Origin of the sequence: Paraburkholderia sediminicola, assembly GCF_046030555.1 — a bacterium.
GTDB classification, from domain to species: domain Bacteria; phylum Pseudomonadota; class Gammaproteobacteria; order Burkholderiales; family Burkholderiaceae; genus Paraburkholderia; species Paraburkholderia sediminicola_E.
Window position 1 is genome coordinate 1 of record NZ_JAQQCH010000020.1, and the last position, 18,139, is coordinate 18,139.

Consider the following 18,139-nt stretch of genomic DNA (forward strand, 5'->3'; position numbering starts at 1 on the left):
TGGGTCCCCTGGCTTGGAGGGGGCAGTGGTGCATCTGGAATCCGTGTCTTCGCGCATTCAACTTTGGTGACAAGGGCGTCATACTTCCGGCGGCGCTGCGCGCGCCGATGCGGTACTTCAGTGCATCCTCCGCCGTTTTTACGCCCAATAGTTGGCATTTCGCCGAGGCGAAGCCGATGGCTCCCACGGCGCCTCAACGAAGCCAGTGTTTCCCATGCATACCCATCCGCGACGCACGCAGTGCGGAGTGGGAGCTGATGACGCCTTGGTCCCTGACGCCGAATGTGCGGGGGCACGGATTCCAGATGCACCACTACCGCAACTGTGCGGGGGACCCGCTTAAGAATTAGCGGTGTGAGCCGCTTTCTTTGCTTATCTTTCTTTGCGGCGGCAAAGAAAGTAAGTGCCTGCCCCGCACAGGGGCGAACGCTAATAGACCAATATCAATTCAAGGAAAGGCCAACACCATAAAAACACAGACGAACAAGCACCGCACAGACAAACAAATCAGGAACAGACCAAAAAGCCAGATCAAGAAAAGCCCAACACCGCAGGCATAGAAATAACAAGCGCCGCAAAGCACAAAAAAACCAACTCACCCGCTGCACAAAAAACCGCCAGCCGCAGGCCAGCCCCAAACCCTTATTTCATCATCCTGCGCCGAAACAAAATCGCCGAAACAACAAACCCACCCACCGCATAAGCCACCAGCACGGCAACGTGCAAAACAGCCCCTTCAACAGGCCGCCCAAGCATAGCCGGCCGAATCAGATCGACAGCATGCGCCAAAGGCAAAAGCTCAGTCACGACCCGCGCCGCAGCAGGCAACTGTGAAACAGGAAAGAACACACCAGACAACAGCAACATCGGCGTCAACACCAACGTCTGGTAAAACATAAAGAAGTCATACGACGGCGCGAGCGCCGTCACCACCATCGCAATACTCGCGAAGGCGAGCCCCGTCAGCACGATCACCGGTAACGCCAGCAGCATCGACGGAAAACTCGCATAGCCCAGGCTACCCGCGACCAGCATGATCGCCGCGCCCGATAACATCGATTTGCTCCCCGCCCAGATCACCTCGCCGAGCACGATGTCGCCGAGCGTCAGCGGCGTATGCATGATCGCCTCCCACGTGCGCTGTACATGCATGCGCGAAAAGCCCGAATACATCGACTCGAAACTGGCCGACATCATCACGCTCGATGCCACCGTGCCCGCAGCGAGAAACGCGATATACGACACGCCGTCGACGTGCCCGACCATCAGGCCAAGCCCGAAGCCCAGGCCGAACAGATAGATCATCGGATCGGCAAGATTGCCGAACATCGAAGCAATCGCGAGCTTCCTCCAGACCAGATAGTTGCGGCGCCACACCGCAATCCAGTTCACGGCGTTGGCGGGGAATGCGGCGAACGTTTCCTGCTTCGACGGTGCCTCGCCGTGGGTTTCGTAAGTGCGTGCGTCCATTGCGTGTCTCTTGCCGTGTCCGTTATAGCTGTAGAGGATCTGTAGAGGATTGCGAGCTGAGCCAGGGTCGATTCGCGTCAGTCCTGCATCTCCCGCCCGGTCAGACGCAGGAACACATCTTCCAGATTCGCCGGGCGATGCAGATAGCGCAGATCGGCGCGTTGTTTGAGCCGGGCATGGACCGGCTGGGCGTCGTTCACATAGCAGAAGAGCGTCTCACCGCTGATCTCGGTGCGCTCGACAAGCGGCGCCAATTCATCGCGCAATGCAACCGGATCGGGTCCGAAGATTTCGATCACGTCACAGCCGATCTCGGATGCGATCAACGCGCTCGGCGCGCCTTCGGCGATCTTGCGTCCTTCCTCGATCACGCAGAGGCGATGGCACAGCCGTTCGGCTTCTTCCATGAAGTGCGTGGTGAGCAGGATGGTCTTGCCGCGGGCGAGCAGCGAACGCAGCCGCTCCCAGATCAGATGGCGCGCTTGCGGATCGAGGCCGGTGGTCGGTTCGTCCATGATCAGCACGTCAGGGTCGTTGACGAGTGCGCGAGCCAGCGTGAGGCGCCGCTTCATGCCACCCGACAGCTCGCTCACACGTGCATCCGCCTTGCTCTCGAGGCGCGCGAATTCGAGTAGCGACGGTACCATCTCGCGGCATTGCGCGGCACTCAGACCGAAGTAGCGGCCGAACACCAGCAGGTTTTCGCGGACTGTGAAATCGGGATCGAGATTGTCGAACTGCGGCACTACACCGACACGCGCTCGCGCCACGCATGCGCGGCTGGGAATCGGCTCGCCGCACAGGCGGATCGTGCCGGCGTCCGGCGCGGCGATGCCGAGCAGCATGCGCAACGTGGTGGTTTTGCCCGCGCCGTTCGGGCCGAGCAGGCCGAAACATTCCCCGGCGTTGACATGAAACGACAGCCCGTCAACGACCGTCTTTTCGCCGTAGCTCTTTTTAACCTGCTGGAATTCAATGGCGAGTTCAGACATGGATCGATTGAGGCTCCGGGAAAAGACGCAAATGGCCGGTAAGGTCGCTCATTCTATGGCATCGGCAGGCCGGTGTTGACCGTCGCCGGATGTGCCGGACGGCGTTTCTTGCGCTGCGGCATAGGCTCCCGTGCAATCCAGACTCGACCCGGGCCGGCTTAAACCCGCTCGGAGTCCATCACGCACCTGTTTAGGGCGCACTTAGCGTTTTCCATCCCTTGCAACCTGAATTGCGGCGCACCATGATTCATTCAGACCGCGTTCCTCGCGGGATGGGAGAAAAATCATGGCGAGCTACCAAAAAATCCTGCTGTGCTACGACGGCTCGCGCGAAGGCCGCAAAGCGTTACGTTGCGGCGCCGACCTGGCCTTGGATCTGAAGGCGGAAACACACTTATTGTCAGTGGTCGACATGCGTTCGAGCATTGCACAAAGCGCGGGCCTGCTGACCGATGTGGCCTGTGGCAGTTTCGAAAAAACAGCCCGCGACATCCTGCAGGAAGGGGTGGACTGGCTCACCGAACGCGGCGTGACCGCGCAAGGGCATTTTGCGTTTGGCCATCCGATCGACGAGATCGCTAACCTCGCCAACGAATTGCATGTCGATCTCGTGGTGGTCGGCCACCGTTGCCGCACCGGCCTGTCACGATGGTGGATGGGCGCCGGAAATACGCCGCTGCTCGACCGGATCTCGTGCAGCATTCTGGTGGCATGCTCTTCCGCGCAGGAGCAGCAGCAAGCGGCGGCTTGACGCACCGCGGTGTGCGAGGGCGTGGACCGAGTTGAATGGCCCACGTGGGCCGAACGGTCGCTCGTTCAAAGCGCCCGTTCGGCCAAATCGCGATTCGCTCAAGCTGATAGCGCATGCCAGGCGATCACTGGTTCAGATCGACCGCGGCCAGCTTCCATGTGAACAGACCTTCGCGCCGCAAGATTGCCGAGTAACGCGCGTCACCAGCGCCATGTTGATAGTTGACGACGAACTCATTGAGACCACGATAGCCCGCGGAGGTTTGCGGCGGTTGTGGCGGTGTGGCGTCGTTCCCGTTGTTCGCTGCGCCGTTATTCGTATTGCCGGCAACAGGGGGTTGCGGCGCGGGCGCCGCTGCGCTCGGCGGATTTTCAGCGGCGGGCGGCACCGGCGGCCGTTCGCCCGGGTTGCCGCGCGGCGGCATGCCATTCAGTAGCGCTGCGACGCCGTCGGGTGTTGCATAAGCGTCGACCAGCGGGCCGATCAAGGCCACGCCGATCATTGCGCCAATTGCCGCGAACGGATTGCCGTTGCCATGCGCGTCGAGCCGACGTGTTAACAATCCGGTGACCTGTTGCTTCAGGCTCTCGCGCAATGCGGGAAAGTCGACGTATTCGTTGACGGTTTGCGCATCACGCGCATCCGCCGCGCGCTTGAGGTTGTTTAGCGCCATGTAGGGGGACGCGTAAGCGAACCCCAACATGGCGACCACCACAATCACAATCAAAGTGACGATCAGTGGCCGGGTGGCATTGCGCCTCGTACGTGTTGAATCTGCCATCGAGTGGGACTCTCCATCAGGTGTGATCTAACGTGGACCATGGCCACGCGAAAACGATCCCAGGCGATGCGATATCCGAGAAGTATCCGAGAAGGCGCGGGGCAGGCGAAAAGCCTTTACGTGCGCCGCACTGCTGCAGCGGATTGTCTGTGCCGTGCCGCTTAAGACTCGAACACCGCGCCGTGCACGTTGGCTTCGTCGGCGATGCAGCGATCGATCATGCGGCACACGGCGTCTACCGTGCCGACCATGATCAGCCGCGACGGTCCGTGATAGACGCGCACCGGCGCACGACGTGCCGGTTCAGCCGTATTCAGCCCCGAATTCAACGACACGCGAGCGAAAGCCGGCAGCGAGGAAGGCAAGCTCGATACGCTGGCGGGCTCGTCGAACAGCGATGGAGCGCTGGCCGTGGACGCCTCGATCAGTGAGCAGGGCACCAGCTTGCGCAGGTGGCGCAAACGACCGAACTGGCGAAAAGGCAGCAGGCGGGCAAAGCGTTCCATGAGTCTCTCCAGGCGATTCAACGTTGGGGCAGCTTCGGTTTGGCGGACGAGCGGGGTAGTCAGAACTCACCGGGGCGGATCAGCCCAACGGCGATACCCTCCAGCGCGAACTCCGCACTGCCGGTTTCAACGAAGATGTTTTCGTAATCAGGGTTCTCAGCGATCAGTTCGAGACCGTTCGGGCGGCGCTTCAGCCGCTTGACCGTTACGTCGTCGCCGAGACGCGCGATGATGATCTGGCCGTCGTTGGCTTCGCTTTTCTTCTGCACCGCGAGCAGGTCGCCGTCGAAAATGCCCGCGTCGCGCATGGACAGCCCGCGCACCTTCAGCAGGTAGTCCGGCTTGCTCGAGAACAGCGCCGGGTCGCACGCGTAGTGCTGCGAGATATGTTCCTGCGCGAGGATCGGGCTACCCGCGGCCACCCGGCCGATCAGCGGCAACGACAGTTGCATGATGCTGGCGTGCGGCAGCGTGAACTGGTACGGCGAATCTTCCGGGCCCGTTAGCAGGCGAATGCCACGCGATGCGCCGGCCGCGAGTTCAATCACGCCCTTGCGAGCCAGCGCCCGCAAATGTTCTTCTGCCGAGTTGGCGGAGCTGAAGCCCAGTTCGGCGGCGATCTCCGCGCGGGTAGGCGGAAAGCCGGTGCGTTCGATGGCCCGGCGGATCAGATCGAAAACCTGCTGCTGTCGTGCGGTGAGTTTGGTCATGGGGCCACTGTATGTATGAACAGGTGCCTGTATTTTTATACAGTATTCCGCGCAATTCAAGCTTTACTTTAAGTTCGTGGTCCGGGGCGGCGTTCTGACGCCGTAAACGGACGCTCCAACACCCGTTTTCGTGTCGCAACGCCTTATCCAGCCGTCATTACCACTTTTGCGTATTAAAGAATGAAGAAACATTATTTTTAATGATGAAAGCTCTTCGATAGACTGCCCTTCGAGTTGGCGCTCATGTGCACGTGACCGCGACGTAAAAGAACACCACACGCTGTTTCAGCGGACCACAACGCGGAGAAAGTTGGCATGAACCATCAAGGTACGGGGCTGGCAGGCAGGACCAGAAAATTCGTCGCGGCGCTCGCATTTGGCGCAGTCGGCACGATCACTGCGTTCGGCGTCATGACGCCGGCACATGCGGCCGACGCAACGCTGCTGAACGTGTCGTATGACCCGACCCGCGAGTTGTACCAGGACGTCAACCAGGCATTCGGCAAGGAATGGAAGGCCAAAACGGGCGAGACGATCACGTTCAAACAGTCGCATGGCGGCTCGGGGGCGCAAGCGCGCTCGGTGCTGGACGGTTTGCAGGCGGACGTCGTGACCCTGGCTCTCGCCTACGACATTGACGCGCTGGCCAGCAAGGGTTTGCTCGACAAGGGCTGGCAAAAGCGTTTGCCGGACAACGCCTCGCCGTACACCTCGACGATCGTGTTTCTTGTGCGCAAGGGCAACCCCAAGCACATCAAGGATTGGGACGATCTGATCAAGCCGGGCGTGTCGATCGTCACGCCGAATCCGAAAACCTCGGGCGGCGCCCGCTGGAACTACCTGGCTGCATGGGCCTACGCCGAACATCAGCCGGGCGGCAACGACCAGAAGGCCAAGGAATTCGTCGGCAAACTCTATAAGAATGCCGGCGTGCTGGATTCGGGCGCGCGTGGCGCGACCACCAGCTTCGTGCAACGCGGGATCGGCGACGTGCTGATCGCGTGGGAAAACGAAGCGTTCCTCTCGCTCAAGGAATTCGGGCCGGAGAAGTTTGAAATCGTCGTGCCGTCGGTGAGCATTCTGGCCGAGCCGCCGGTTGCCGTGGTGGACAAGGTGGTCGACAAACACGGCACGCGCAAGCTGGCCGAAGCGTATCTGAACTTCCTGTACAGCGAGCAGGGTCAGGAAATCGCGGCGAAGAACTTCTACCGTCCGCGTTCGAACAAGGTGCCGGCTGAGCTCACTTCGAAGTTTCCCAAGCTGAAGCTGTACACGATCGACGATTCGTTCGGCGGTTGGGCAAACGCACAGAAGACGCACTTTGCCGACGGTGGTGTGTTCGATTCGATCTACTCGCCGCAGTAAGCCGCACATGGTTGGACCCGCGTCGTTAAAACGCGCATGTATCACCCGCCACGAAGCGCGCCCACCGGGCGCGCTTTTTGGCCAGCCAGGCGGCCGAAAAAGAGCCGCCGGCCTCAACCCTGAAGAGTACTCAGCATGACGACGTTGACCTTCCGAAAACCGAGCGCATTGCCCGGTTTTGGCCTGACACTCGGCATCACGGTGGCTTATCTGAGCCTCGTGGTGCTGATTCCGCTGGCGGCGACCTTTCTCAAGACCGCGACGCTCGACTGGAGCCAGTTCGTGCGCGCGGTGAGCTCGCCGCGCGTGCTCGCGTCGTATCGCCTGACGTTTTTCTCGGCCCTCGGCGGCGCGCTGATCAACGCGGTGTTCGGCTTCCTGGTCGCGTGGGTACTGGTGCGCTACACGTTCCCATTCAAACGCATTGTCGACGCGGTGGTCGATCTGCCGTTCGCGCTGCCTACGTCGGTAGCCGGCATTTCGCTCGCGGCCGTGTATGCGGGCAATGGCTGGATCGGGCAGTTTCTCGAACCGCTCGGCATCAAGATCGCCTTTACGCCGGCCGGTGTGCTGATCGCGCTGACGTTTATCGGTTTGCCGTTCGTCGTGCGGACTGTGCAGCCGGTGCTCGAAGAGTTCGAACGTGAGCAGGAAGAGGCCGCTGCGTGCCTCGGCGCTTCGCGCTGGCTGACCTTTCGCCGTGTGGTGCTGCCGGCGGTGTTCCCCGCCTTGCTGACTGGTTTCGCGCTGGCGTTCGCGCGGGCGCTCGGCGAGTATGGGTCGGTGATTTTCATCGCCGGTAACGTGCCGATGAAATCGGAAATCACGTCGCTGCTGATCATTACCAAGCTCGAACAATACGATTACGCCGGTGCGACTGCCATCGCGGTCGTGATGCTGGTGGTGTCGTTTCTGATGCTGTTGTTCATCAATACGCTGCAGTGGTATCTGCAGCGCCGGACGGGTCGTGGCGGCGCGGGTCCTGCGCCTGCAGTCGCCAGCGTGGCGGCGATCGGTGTCGGCGGAGGTGCGCAATGAGCCGCGATTCCGTGAATTCCGTGAAGCGTGCCGGTACGGCCGCGGTTGCCATGGCGCCGCGCGCACCGCTCAATGTTGCGCGCCGGCCCGATCCGGTCACCGAACCGCCCGTCGTGCGCTGGATTCTGATCGGCGTCGCGTTGCTCTTTCTCGCGCTGTTCCTGGTCGTGCCGCTCGTCGCCGTGTTCTATCAGGCCTTGAGCAAGGGCATTGGCTTCTATCTGGAATCGCTTGCCGATCCGGATGCATTGTCGGCCATCAAACTTACCGTGATCACGGCCGCGATTGCGGTGCCGCTGAATCTCGTGTTCGGCCTCGCTGCGTCATGGTGTATCGCCAAGTTCGAGTTCCGCGGCAAGGCGTTGCTGACCACGCTGATCGATCTGCCGTTCTCGGTCTCGCCGGTGATTTCCGGTTTGATCTACGTGCTGATATTCGGCGCGCAGGGCTGGTTCGGCCCATGGCTGCAGGACCACAACGTGCAGATCATCTTCGCGGTGCCGGGCATTGTGCTGGCGACGATCTTCGTCACGTTCCCGTTCGTTGCGCGTGAACTGATTCCGCTGATGCAGGCGCAAGGCAACGATGAAGAAGAAGCCGCGCATGTGCTCGGCGCATCGGGCTGGCAGATCTTTCGCCGCGTCACACTGCCGAACGTCAAATGGGGCCTGCTGTACGGCGTGATTCTGTGTAACGCGCGGGCGATGGGTGAGTTCGGTGCGGTGTCGGTGGTGTCCGGCCACATTCGCGGGCAGACCGACACGATGCCGCTGCACGTCGAAATTCTCTATAACGAATACAACTTCTCGGCGGCTTTCGCCGTGGCGTCGGTACTGGCCTTGTTGGCACTCGTGACGCTCGGTCTGAAGCTGCTCGCCGAGCGCCATATGTCGGCGGAACTGTCGGCCGCGCGCGATGTGCCGGCGTATGCGGGGCCGGTCACGCCGACGTCCGCATCACAGTCCGGCAACGCAACGTATGGTCTGCAGCAACAATCAAAGCAACACGCGCTCAAGCAAGGAGAGCTGTAATGGGTATCACCGTTCGTAACCTGCAAAAGCGCTTCGGAGATTTTGTCGCGCTCGATAATGTTTCGCTCGACTTTCCGCCGGGTGAACTGGTTGCGCTGCTCGGGCCGTCGGGGTGTGGCAAGACCACCTTGCTGCGTGTGATCGCCGGGCTCGAATACGCGGACGGCGGCCAGGTCGTGCTGCAAGGCCAGGACGTCGCAACGGTCGGTGCGCGTGAACGTGAGGTTGGTTTCGTATTCCAGCATTACGCACTGTTCCGTCATATGACGGTGTTCGAGAATGTCGCGTTCGGCCTGCGTGTGAAGCCCCGCAACGAGCGGCCTTCGGAAGCCGTGATCCGCGAGAAGGTGCATGAACTGCTGAAACTCGTGCAACTCGACTGGCTCGCACAACGCTATCCATCGGAACTGTCGGGCGGTCAGCGGCAGCGGATTGCGTTGGCGCGCGCGCTGGCTGTCGAACCTAAGGTGCTGTTGCTCGACGAACCGTTCGGCGCGCTGGATGCGAAGGTACGCAAGGAGTTGCGCAGCTGGCTGCGTCGTTTGCATGACGATCTGCATATCTCGACGATTTTCGTTACGCACGATCAGGAAGAAGCGCTCGAAGTGGCCGATCGTATCGTCGTGTTGAATCGTGGACATGTGGAGCAGGTTGGCAGTCCGCAGGACGTCTACGACCATCCGCAAACCTCGTTCGTCTACGAGTTTCTCGGCGCGGCGAACCGTCTGCATGGCAAGGTGGATGCGAGCGGCTTCGTGGTCGACGGCGCGGCGCTACCGGTCGCGATCAAGGCCGATTTCAGCGGGCCGGCGTTTGCCTATGTGCGGCCGCACGATCTGCAGTTGTATCCTCAAGCGTCTGGCCACCGCGAAGGCATTGTGGTCGACGTGCGGCGCGTGGTGACGCTCGGTGGCTCGGTGCGTGTGGAACTGGCGGGCCGTGAGGGCACGGTGCTCGAGGCGGAGCTCGATCGCGAATCATGGCGCGACCTGCAGCTGGCGATCGGCGATGGCGTGACCGCCGTGCCGCGCGCGTTGCGCGTATTTCCCGCGCAATAAACGATGCGACAGGCAGTGCCATAAGCAGCGCGACAACACTCGGCGTTTCGATCAAACTCTAATAACTCAACTCTGGCTTAACCGGAGATATACAGATGAACTTCCAGCAATTGCGCTTCGTGCGCGAGGCCGTGCGTCAGAACATGAATCTGACTGAGGTGGCGAACGTGTTGTACACGTCGCAGTCGGGCGTATCGAAACAGATCAAGGATCTGGAAGACGAGCTCGGCGTCGATATTTTCATCCGGCGCGGCAAGCGTCTGACGGGCCTCACCGAGCCGGGCAAGGCGGTGCATCAGTTGATCGAGCGGATGTTGCTCGATGCGGAGAATCTGCGCCGCGTCGCGCGCCAGTACGCCGATCAGGACAGTGGCCACCTCGTCGTCGCGACGACTCACACGCAGGCGCGTTACGCGCTGCCGAAGGTGATCCGTCAATTCACCGAGGTGTTCCCGAAGGTGCATCTGGCGTTGCGCCAGGGCAGCCCGCAACAGATTGCGCAGATGATCATCAACGGCGAAGCGGATATCGGTATTTCAACCGAAGCGCTCGACCGCTTCCCGGATATCGTCACGTTCCCGTGCTATTCGTGGCATCACATCGTCGTGGTGCCGAAGGGCCATCCGCTGGTAGGCCGCGAGAATCTGACGCTTGACGAGATCGCCGAATTCCCGATCGTCACGTACGACCAGGACTTCACGGGCCGCTCGCATATCGACCAGGCGTTCGCAAAAGCGGGCGCACTGCCTGACGTCGTGCTGACCGCAATCGATGCCGACGTGATCAAGACTTACGTCGAACTCGGCATGGGCATCGGCATAGTCGCGGCCATGGCCTACGATCCGAAGCGCGACTCGGAACTGGTCGCGCTGGATACGCAGCATCTGTTCGAGGCGAGCACGACGCGGGTCGGTTTGCGCAAGGGTGCATTCCTGCGCGCGTATGCTTACCGGCTGATCGAAATGTTCGCGCCGCAGTTGAACGAAGCGGACATCGCGGCACAACTGCGCGAGGCAGTTTGAAGGAGAGCCGGACCGGCATGGTCGGGCTTTGATCCACGGGTGTAACTCACCCGTGTGGTTCAGCGGTGCGCCGGCTGGCCTGGATCCGCCGTTCGGGCGTCCGGGTAAATCAAAACGAACGGGCATCCGTTTTTTCACGCATGGTGACGTGCGGCGCATCGCTTACAATCGCCGCCATGAACACTTTGACTTCCTCTTCCGCGACGCCTTCCAGCGAAGGCGCAACGCCTCAGCTGCCGCGCATCGCCGTGCTGGCAACCGGCGGCACGATTGCCGGGTCGGCTGCGGACGCCACTAACACGTCCGGGTACCAGGCGGGTGTGGTCGGCGTCGATCAATTACTGGCTGTGGTGCCGGCCTTGTCCACGGTCGCGCGAATCGCGCCTGAACAGATTGCCAGCGTCGACAGTAAAGACATGGCGATGCCGCTCTGGACCACGCTCGCACAACGCATCAACACGCTGCTGGCCGAAGATGACGTCGACGGCGTGGTGGTCACCCACGGTACCGACACACTCGAAGAAACCGCCTATCTGCTGCATCTGACGATCAAGTCGGACAAGCCGGTCGTGCTGACTGCGGCAATGCGGCCAGCATCGGCGCTGTCCGCCGATGGCCCGTTGAATCTGCTGAACGCCGTGACGGTCGCGGCGCACACGAGTTCGCGCGGGCAGGGCGTGCTGGTGGCCTTCAACAACAGGATTCACAGCGCGCGCGACGTGGTCAAGACGAGCACGTACGCCGTCGATGCCTTCCAATCACCGGAAATCGGTGCGCTCGGCTGGGTGCAGGACGGCCGCGTCGAATTCCAGCGCAGCGTGGTGCGCCCGCATACGCTCGCAGCCGAATTTGTGATCGGCGCCAAGTGGCCGCATGTGGAGATTGTCGCGAGCTATGCGGGCGTCTCGCGGATCGCCGTGGATGCGTTGGTGGCGGCCGGCGTGCGCGGTATCGTGGTGGCGGGCACGGGCAACGGCTCGATTCACGCTTCCATGCAACAGGCATTGGCCGATGCGGCCTCGCAAGGCGTGGCGGTGGTGCGTTCGTCGCGCGTGGGCTCAGGCCATGTCATGCGCAACGGCGCAGCTGCGGACGATGCGCTCGGTTTCATCAGCGCGGGTTCGCTGAATCCGTACAAGGCGCGGGTTCTGCTGATGCTCGCACTGGCCGCGGGTGGCACGGGGCCGGTTGCGTTGCAGAAGACTTTCGATACGTACTGATTGATTGAGCGCGGACGGCCCGCTTCAAAGTCAGAACCGTGTCCCGTACATGAAGCTTGAATGACAACGCGGCGCCCAGGTCATCGACCCGAGCGCCGCGTTGTCGTTTCAGCTTAAGGTTTACCGCGATCGCCGGAAACAGGCGACGCGGGCAGGCCTCAGGACGCCAGATCCGGAGGCAGCTTCCCGCCGTTCGCCGCCAGCGCTTGCATCACCTGTTTGTGCAGCCAGATGTTCATGCTCGCCGAATCGTTCGTGTCGCCGGTGTACTTCAGTTCCTGTGCGAGCTGCTTGCGATGATCGAGGCTGCTGTCGACGCCGAGCGCTTTCAGCGTGTCGACGATCGACGTGCGCCAGTTCAGCGTTTGCCCGCTCTCACTGACGAACTGGTCCATGACGACCGCGACGTCGACGTCAGTCAGCGGCGGGGGTGCCGGTGCAGCGTCCGGTGCGGCAGCTTGTGCCGCTGCCGGATCCGGTGTCGGCTCAACCGCAGGCGCAGGCTGGTCGGGCTTCGCTTTGCCGAAGAGCTTGTTTACGATGTCACCAAAGATGCTCATGCTGAATCCTTTGCAGAGGGGTTACCGGCGCAAGCACATTCCGCTCACGGGTTGAATTCTGGTTGCGAATCGGGCGAATGAAACGAAGCACATGTGCTGCGATGATCGGCAAGCCGCACGTGCACGCTGATACCCCAGCAACCAGACTCAACGAGTGTAGGAGAAAAGCGGGGAGGGATGTGTCAAAAAAGGTCGTGCTGCGGGCGCGGAGTTGCAAGCAAATGCAAGCGAACTTGCGAGCACACCCGCAAGGAGACTTGCAAGGAGAGCTGCAAGCAGGCGGCGTGCATGATGCAGCCGCTGCGAGAGATTGGCGGAAAACGCATAAATTTGAAATCCGACAGCCGGACACCCGACGACGACGTCTGACCGACCAAGGCTTCCCCGGCGCCGCCGGGTGCCGCTGCGGACCCCACTTGCCGCTCTCAGCCCAGAGCGGCACGATTTGCTCTTTGCGCCGTGCATACCGCACGACTCAAAGAGCGCCCCACCTGCGATTGTCATGACGTTGATGCTGCAACGACCACGGCAATCTGTAGTGCTGTTTAAGCCGCCTTGGCTTCGCTACCCGGTGCCTGCGCGACTTCGTAATTCGCCATGATTTCCAGCGCGCGCACCATCGCCGAGTGATCCCATGCCTTGCCGCCGTTGGCTGCGCACACGCTGAACAGCTGTTGCGCGCTCGCCGTATGCGGCAGGGCGATACCGAGCTTGCGTGCGCCGTCCAGTGCGAGGTTCAGATCCTTCTGGTGCAGTTCGATGCGGAAGCCCGGATCGAACTTACGCTTGGTCATACGCTCGCCATGCACTTCGAGGATGCGCGACGAAGCGAAGCCGCCCATCAATGCCTTGCGCACACGTTCCGGATCGGCGCCCGAGCGCGAGGCGAACAGCAGTGCTTCAGCCACCGCTTCGATGTTCAGCGCGACGATGATCTGGTTCGCGACCTTGCAGGTTTGCCCCGCGCCGTTGTCGCCGATCAGCGAGATGTTCTTGCCCATCAGGTCGAACAGCGGCTTGGCCAGCGCGAACGCTTTTTCCGGACCGCCGACCATGATCGTCAGCGACGCTTCACGCGCGCCGACTTCGCCGCCGGACACCGGCGCATCGAGGTAGTCGGCGCCGAGGGCGTTGATCTTCTTTGCGAAGGCTTGTGTGTCGAGCGGCGAGATCGAACTCATGTCGATCACCAGCTTGCCCTGCGTGAGGCCGGCGGCGACGCCGTCGTCGGCGAACAGCACGTTGGCGACGTCAGGCGTGTCCGGCACCATGATGATGACGATGTCGGCGGCTTGTGCGACAGCCGTCGAATTGGCGACGACGCTCGCGCTTTTGCTCAGATCTTCCGGCACCGGGTACGCGCCATTCACGAACAGCGTGTGGCCGCCCTTGATGAGGTTGCGCGCCATGTGCGCGCCCATGATGCCGAGGCCGATGAAACCGATCTTTGCCATGTGTCTAAATCTCCAGTGTTGTTTGGGGTCGCCCTGCGGACTTTCTTCAGGGCGTGGTGTGCCTGATTTGATCGATGAGGTGATCAATGAATCGATCAGGCAGCGGCATGGGCTGCGCCGCGGGTTTGCCCGGCCACGCTCTGCACCCAGCCGAGGCCGGCGGCAGTCGTCGTGCGCGGCTTGTATTCGCAGCCGACGTAGCCTTCGTAGCCGAGCGAATCGAGCAGGTCGAACAGGAACGGGTAGTTGATCTCGCCGGTGCCCGGTTCGTTACGGCCGGGGTTGTCGGCAAGCTGAATGTGTGCGATCTGCGGTAGATTCTTTTTGATCGTTGCCGCGAGTTCGCCTTCCATCCGTTGCATGTGATAGATGTCGTATTGCAGGAACAGATTGTCCGAACCCACGGCGCGAATCACGTCAAGGCCTTCGCCCGAACGGTTCAGCGCGAAGCCGGGGATGTCGTATGAATTGCACGGTTCGACCAGCAGCTTGATGCCGGCTTTCTTCAGTTCACCCGCCGCGAAGCGCAGGTTGTCGACGATCGTCGAACGTGCCTTGTCTGCATCGACGCCCGCCGTCGGAATACCCACGAGGCAGTTCAGTTGCGGCACCTTCAGGGCCTTCGCGTATTCGATCGCGCGGCCGACACCTTCCTGAAACTCACTCACGCGATCCGGCAGGCATGCAATGCCGCGTTCGCCCGCTTCCCAGTTGCCCGCAGGCAGGTTGTGCAACACGAGCTTGAGACGGTTCTGTTGCAGACGTTCGCTCAATTCAGCGATCTGATACGGATACGGAAACAGGAATTCGATGGCGTTGAAGCCCGCGTCCGCTGCTGCCGCAAAGCGATCGAGGAACGGGACTTCATTGAACAGCATGGTGAGATTCGCTGCAAATTTCGGCATGGTGCTTTTTGTCTCGCTGGTCGGTCAGTGGAATAACTTCATGAGGCGACTCAGTTGCGTTGAATTGCTACGCTGCTGAATCGCGCTCATCTACTGCAAGGTCAGAATGCTCAGTCGAGCATGCTGATTGCCGTCGGTGCGTCTTGGCGCTTTTCGGCCAGTTCTTCGAACTCGTTGATGGCGTCGATCTCGGTGCCCATCGAAATGTTGGTCACACGTTCGAGGATCACTTCGACGATCACCGGCACGCTGAATTCGGAGAGCATCGATTGCGCTTTCAGCAGCGCCGGCTTCAGTTCTTCCGGCTTGAACACACGGATCGCCTTGCAACCCAAGCCTTCCGCAACCGCGACGTGGTCCACGCCGTAGCCGTTCATTTCCGGCGCGTTGATGTTCTCGAAGCCGAGCTGCACGCAGAAGTCCATATCGAACGCGCGCTGTGCCTGACGGATCAAACCGAGGTACGAGTTGTTCACCACCACGTGCACGTAGGGCAGCTTGAATTGCGCGCCGGCTGCCAGTTCTTCGATCATGAACTGGAAGTCGTAGTCGCCCGAGAGTGCGACGATCTGACGTTGCGGGTCGGCTGCACGCACACCGAGCGCTGCCGGAATCGTCCAGCCGAGCGGGCCTGCCTGGCCGCAGTTGATCCAGTTGCGTGCCTTGTAGACGTGCAGGAATTGCGCACCGGCGATCTGCGACAAACCGATCGTGCTCACGTAGCAGGTATCGCGGCCGAACACCTGGTTCATCTCTTCGTACACGCGCTGCGGCTTCATCGGCACGTTGTCGAAGTGCGTCTTGCGGTGCATCGTCTGCTTGCGTTGCTGGCAATCGGCAACCCATGCGCTGCGATCCTTCAGCTTGCCGGCGACCTTCCATTCCTTCGCCACTTCGACGAACAGTTCGAGCGCGAATTTCGCGTCCGACACGATGCCCAGGTCCGGTCCGAACACGCGGCCGATCTGCGTCGGCTCGATGTCCACATGCACGAACTTACGGCCCTTGGTATAAACCTCGACGCTACCCGTGTGACGGTTCGCCCAGCGGTTGCCGATGCCGAGCACGAAGTCGGAGGCGAGCATGGTCGCGTTGCCGTAGCGGTGCGAGGTTTGCAAGCCGACCATGCCGGCCATCAGCGGATGGTCGTCAGGGATAGCGCCCCACGACATCAGCGTCGGGATCACCGGCACGCCGATGGTTTCTGCGAATTCGACCAGCAGGTCTTCAGCGGCTGCGTTCAGCACGCCGCCACCCGAGACAATCAACGGCTTTTCAGCGTCGTTGAGCATCTTCAGCGCGGCTTCGATCTGCTTGCGCGTTGCTTTGGGCTTGTAGACCGGCAGCGGTTCGTACGTGTCGATGTCGAATTCGATTTCGGCGAGCTGCACATCGATCGGCAGGTCGACCAGCACCGGACCCGGACGGCCCGAGCGCATCAGGTGGAATGCCTGCTGGAACACGCGCGGCACGAGAGCGGGCTCACGCACGGTGACGGCCCACTTGGTGACCGGTTTGGCGATCGATTCGATGTCGACGGCCTGGAAGTCTTCCTTGTACAGACGCGCGCGCGGCGCCTGGCCCGTGATAGCGAGAATAGGAATCGAGTCGGCCTGAGCGGAGTACAAACCGGTGATCATGTCGGTGCCGGCGGGGCCCGACGTGCCGATACACACGCCGATGTTGCCCGGCTGGGCGCGCGTATAGCCTTCGGCCATGTGCGATGCCCCTTCGACGTGACGCGCCAGCACGTGGCTGATGCTGCCTGCCTTGCGCATGGCCGAGTAGAACGGGTTGATTGCTGCGCCCGGAACGCCGAATGCGGTGTTGATGCCTTCTTTTTCGAGCACCAGCACGGCTGCGTCGACGGCTCTCATCTTGGCCATGAATGTCTCCTGAATGTCTTGGGTGGGCGAATGGTTGGCTAACGAATTCGCTGACGGATGTGCAAACCAAAAGGTGTTGATCGAACTGTAGGCCTCACCTAAAGGTTTGATAAGATCAGTCCAGGTCGCTTATTTCGAAACAAAAAGTATGGAATGGCGCGCGGCGTTGAGTAGCTGGACGGGCGGGGTGGGGCGAGAGGCTTTGCGGGCGGCGGGTAGAGAGGCAAGGATCTGGGGCCGGAAGCCGGAAGCCGGAAGCCGGAAGCCGGAAGCCGGAAGCCGGAAGCCGTGAACCCTGGCCTTCGGCCTCGAGGTGCGAGACGCGTAGGAGACAAAAATGGACCGCTTCAAACAGATCGAAACTTTCGTCCGCGTCGCCGATGCGGGCAGTCTCGCGGCGGCCGCGCTGGAGGAGGGCGTGTCGCCGGTGATTCTCGGGCGCCGCATCGACGCGCTGGAAAAACGCCTTGGCGTGAAGCTGATGTACCGCTCGACGCGGCGCCTCGTGGTCAGCGAAGACGGCGCGGCGTTTCTCGAGCGCTGCCGCGGGCTGCTGACCGAATGGGACCAGGCGGAAAACGAACTGAGCGCCGGACGGCGCGCGGTGAACGGCCATCTGATCGTGTCGGCGCCCGCCGCATTCGGGCGCAAGCACGTTGCGCCGCTTGCGCCGCCTTTTCTCGCCGACAAACCCGAATTGCAGGTGTCGTTCAACCTGACCGACCGGGTCGTGGATCTGGTGCGCGAAGGTTATGACCTGTCGATCCGGATCGGCGGCGCGGTCGATCCGAATTTCGTCGCGGTGAAGCTGGCGTCGAACCGGCGCGTGGTGTGCGGCACGCCGGAATATTTCCGCCAATACGGCAAGCCCAAAACGCTCGAAGATCTGCCGCAGCACAACTGCCTGGCGTTCAATCTGCAAGGCGGGCAGAACCGCGGCTGGTACTTCCGCCGTAACGGCAAGCTTGCGACGGTGCGGGTGGGCGGCACGCTCGACTGCAACGACGGCGAGCTGCTGCATCGTTGGGTATCCGAAGGGCTCGGGCTCGGCTGGCGCTCCACGTGGGAGATCCAGCAGCAACTGGCACGCGGTGAGCTGGAAACCGTGCTGGATGAATTCGCGCTGCCCGACTACGACATTCTGGCGGTCTATCCGCAGCAGCGTTATGTGCCCGCCAAGGTGCGCTACTTCATCGACTATCTGAAAGAGGTGTATGCCAGCGAGGATTACTGGAATCGCCCGACTTACTAGCGCGGTAGGGCGTGCCGGTTTTTCGCTCAAACCGCCGTGATCGTGCCGTTCAGCATTTCATGCCGTGATCCGCGGTGCACACGGTCTTTTCTACCTTTTTTGCAGATTCCACGCAGGGGCGGGAATAAACTCGGTCTG

The 18,139-nt window shown here is 61.4% G+C and carries 17 protein-coding genes; 8 read left to right on the forward strand and 9 right to left on the reverse strand.

Annotated features, from left to right (window positions below; translation table 11 throughout):
- Nucleotides 1–642: 642 nt before the first annotated feature.
- Both PQQ52_RS25135 and nodI read right to left on the reverse strand, forming a co-directional pair.
- On the reverse strand, nt 643–1,470 hold the full coding sequence (locus tag PQQ52_RS25135; RefSeq protein WP_408217240.1) for an ABC transporter permease: 828 nt from the start codon (nt 1,468–1,470) through the stop codon (nt 643–645).
- A gap of 77 nt (nt 1,471–1,547) precedes the next feature.
- Nucleotides 1,548–2,462 carry a nodulation factor ABC transporter ATP-binding protein NodI gene (gene nodI, locus PQQ52_RS25140; RefSeq protein WP_408217242.1) on the reverse strand — a complete coding sequence of 305 codons (915 nt, stop codon included), beginning with the start codon at nt 2,460–2,462 and terminating at the stop codon, nt 1,548–1,550.
- A gap of 286 nt (nt 2,463–2,748) precedes the next feature.
- Between nodI and PQQ52_RS25145 the strand changes: the two genes are divergently transcribed.
- The gene (locus PQQ52_RS25145) at nt 2,749–3,213 is read left to right on the forward strand and encodes a universal stress protein (protein ID WP_074284336.1); all 465 of its coding nucleotides are present in this window, start codon (nt 2,749–2,751) and stop codon (nt 3,211–3,213) included.
- A gap of 124 nt (nt 3,214–3,337) precedes the next feature.
- On the opposite strand, the gene PQQ52_RS25150 is transcribed toward PQQ52_RS25145, so the two are convergent.
- The 3 genes from PQQ52_RS25150 to lexA form a co-directional block, all read right to left on the reverse strand.
- Nucleotides 3,338–3,994, reverse strand: a complete 657-nt coding sequence (locus PQQ52_RS25150; protein WP_408217245.1) for a DUF2939 domain-containing protein — start codon at nt 3,992–3,994, stop codon at nt 3,338–3,340.
- A 161-nt stretch (nt 3,995–4,155) separates the two neighbouring features.
- The gene (locus PQQ52_RS25155) at nt 4,156–4,500 is read right to left on the reverse strand and encodes a hypothetical protein (RefSeq protein WP_325044081.1); all 345 of its coding nucleotides are present in this window, start codon (nt 4,498–4,500) and stop codon (nt 4,156–4,158) included.
- Nucleotides 4,501–4,559: 59 nt separating this feature from the next.
- Entirely contained in the window at nt 4,560–5,210 is a 651-nt protein-coding gene (lexA, locus tag PQQ52_RS25160; protein WP_325044082.1) for a transcriptional repressor LexA, read from the reverse strand.
- A 315-nt stretch (nt 5,211–5,525) separates the two neighbouring features.
- Here lexA and PQQ52_RS25165 point away from each other — a divergent pair, with 315 nt between their 5' ends.
- From PQQ52_RS25165 to PQQ52_RS25190, 6 genes are all read left to right on the forward strand, one after another.
- Entirely contained in the window at nt 5,526–6,575 is a 1,050-nt protein-coding gene (locus tag PQQ52_RS25165) for a sulfate ABC transporter substrate-binding protein (RefSeq protein WP_408217248.1), read from the forward strand.
- 135 nt (nt 6,576–6,710) lie between these two features.
- Entirely contained in the window at nt 6,711–7,613 is a 903-nt protein-coding gene (cysT, locus tag PQQ52_RS25170; RefSeq protein ID WP_408217250.1) for a sulfate ABC transporter permease subunit CysT, read from the forward strand.
- Nucleotides 7,610–8,644, forward strand: coding sequence for a sulfate ABC transporter permease subunit CysW (gene cysW / locus PQQ52_RS25175; RefSeq protein WP_408217253.1), 1,035 nt, complete (start codon nt 7,610–7,612; stop codon nt 8,642–8,644). Before cysT ends, cysW begins: the two co-directional genes overlap by 4 nt.
- Nucleotides 8,644–9,702: a sulfate/molybdate ABC transporter ATP-binding protein gene (locus PQQ52_RS25180; RefSeq protein WP_408217255.1), complete on the forward strand. Its 1,059-nt coding sequence runs from the start codon at nt 8,644–8,646 to the stop codon at nt 9,700–9,702. Before cysW ends, PQQ52_RS25180 begins: the two co-directional genes overlap by 1 nt.
- A 95-nt stretch (nt 9,703–9,797) precedes the next feature.
- Nucleotides 9,798–10,724 (forward strand): CysB family HTH-type transcriptional regulator, encoded by a 927-nt coding sequence (locus tag PQQ52_RS25185; protein ID WP_408217258.1) that lies wholly within the window; start codon nt 9,798–9,800, stop codon nt 10,722–10,724.
- 176 nt (nt 10,725–10,900) lie between these two features.
- Nucleotides 10,901–11,944 carry an asparaginase gene (locus PQQ52_RS25190; protein ID WP_408217260.1) on the forward strand — a complete coding sequence of 348 codons (1,044 nt, stop codon included), beginning with the start codon at nt 10,901–10,903 and terminating at the stop codon, nt 11,942–11,944.
- Nucleotides 11,945–12,102: 158 nt separating this feature from the next.
- On the opposite strand, the gene PQQ52_RS25195 is transcribed toward PQQ52_RS25190, so the two are convergent.
- The 4 genes from PQQ52_RS25195 to gcl form a co-directional block, all read right to left on the reverse strand.
- Nucleotides 12,103–12,504 carry a DUF3597 domain-containing protein gene (locus PQQ52_RS25195; RefSeq protein ID WP_408217262.1) on the reverse strand — a complete coding sequence of 134 codons (402 nt, stop codon included), beginning with the start codon at nt 12,502–12,504 and terminating at the stop codon, nt 12,103–12,105.
- A 545-nt stretch (nt 12,505–13,049) separates the two neighbouring features.
- Nucleotides 13,050–13,958, reverse strand: a complete 909-nt coding sequence (locus tag PQQ52_RS25200) for a 2-hydroxy-3-oxopropionate reductase (protein ID WP_408217264.1) — start codon at nt 13,956–13,958, stop codon at nt 13,050–13,052.
- A 95-nt stretch (nt 13,959–14,053) separates the two neighbouring features.
- On the reverse strand, nt 14,054–14,863 hold the full coding sequence (gene hyi / locus PQQ52_RS25205; protein WP_408217267.1) for a hydroxypyruvate isomerase: 810 nt from the start codon (nt 14,861–14,863) through the stop codon (nt 14,054–14,056).
- A gap of 110 nt (nt 14,864–14,973) precedes the next feature.
- Entirely contained in the window at nt 14,974–16,749 is a 1,776-nt protein-coding gene (gene gcl / locus PQQ52_RS25210; protein ID WP_408217270.1) for a glyoxylate carboligase, read from the reverse strand.
- A gap of 337 nt (nt 16,750–17,086) precedes the next feature.
- On the opposite strand from gcl, the gene PQQ52_RS25215 reads away from it, so the two are divergent.
- On the forward strand, nt 17,087–18,001 hold the full coding sequence (locus PQQ52_RS25215) for a LysR family transcriptional regulator (RefSeq protein ID WP_408217273.1): 915 nt from the start codon (nt 17,087–17,089) through the stop codon (nt 17,999–18,001).
- The last annotated feature ends 138 nt before the right edge of the window (nt 18,002–18,139 follow it).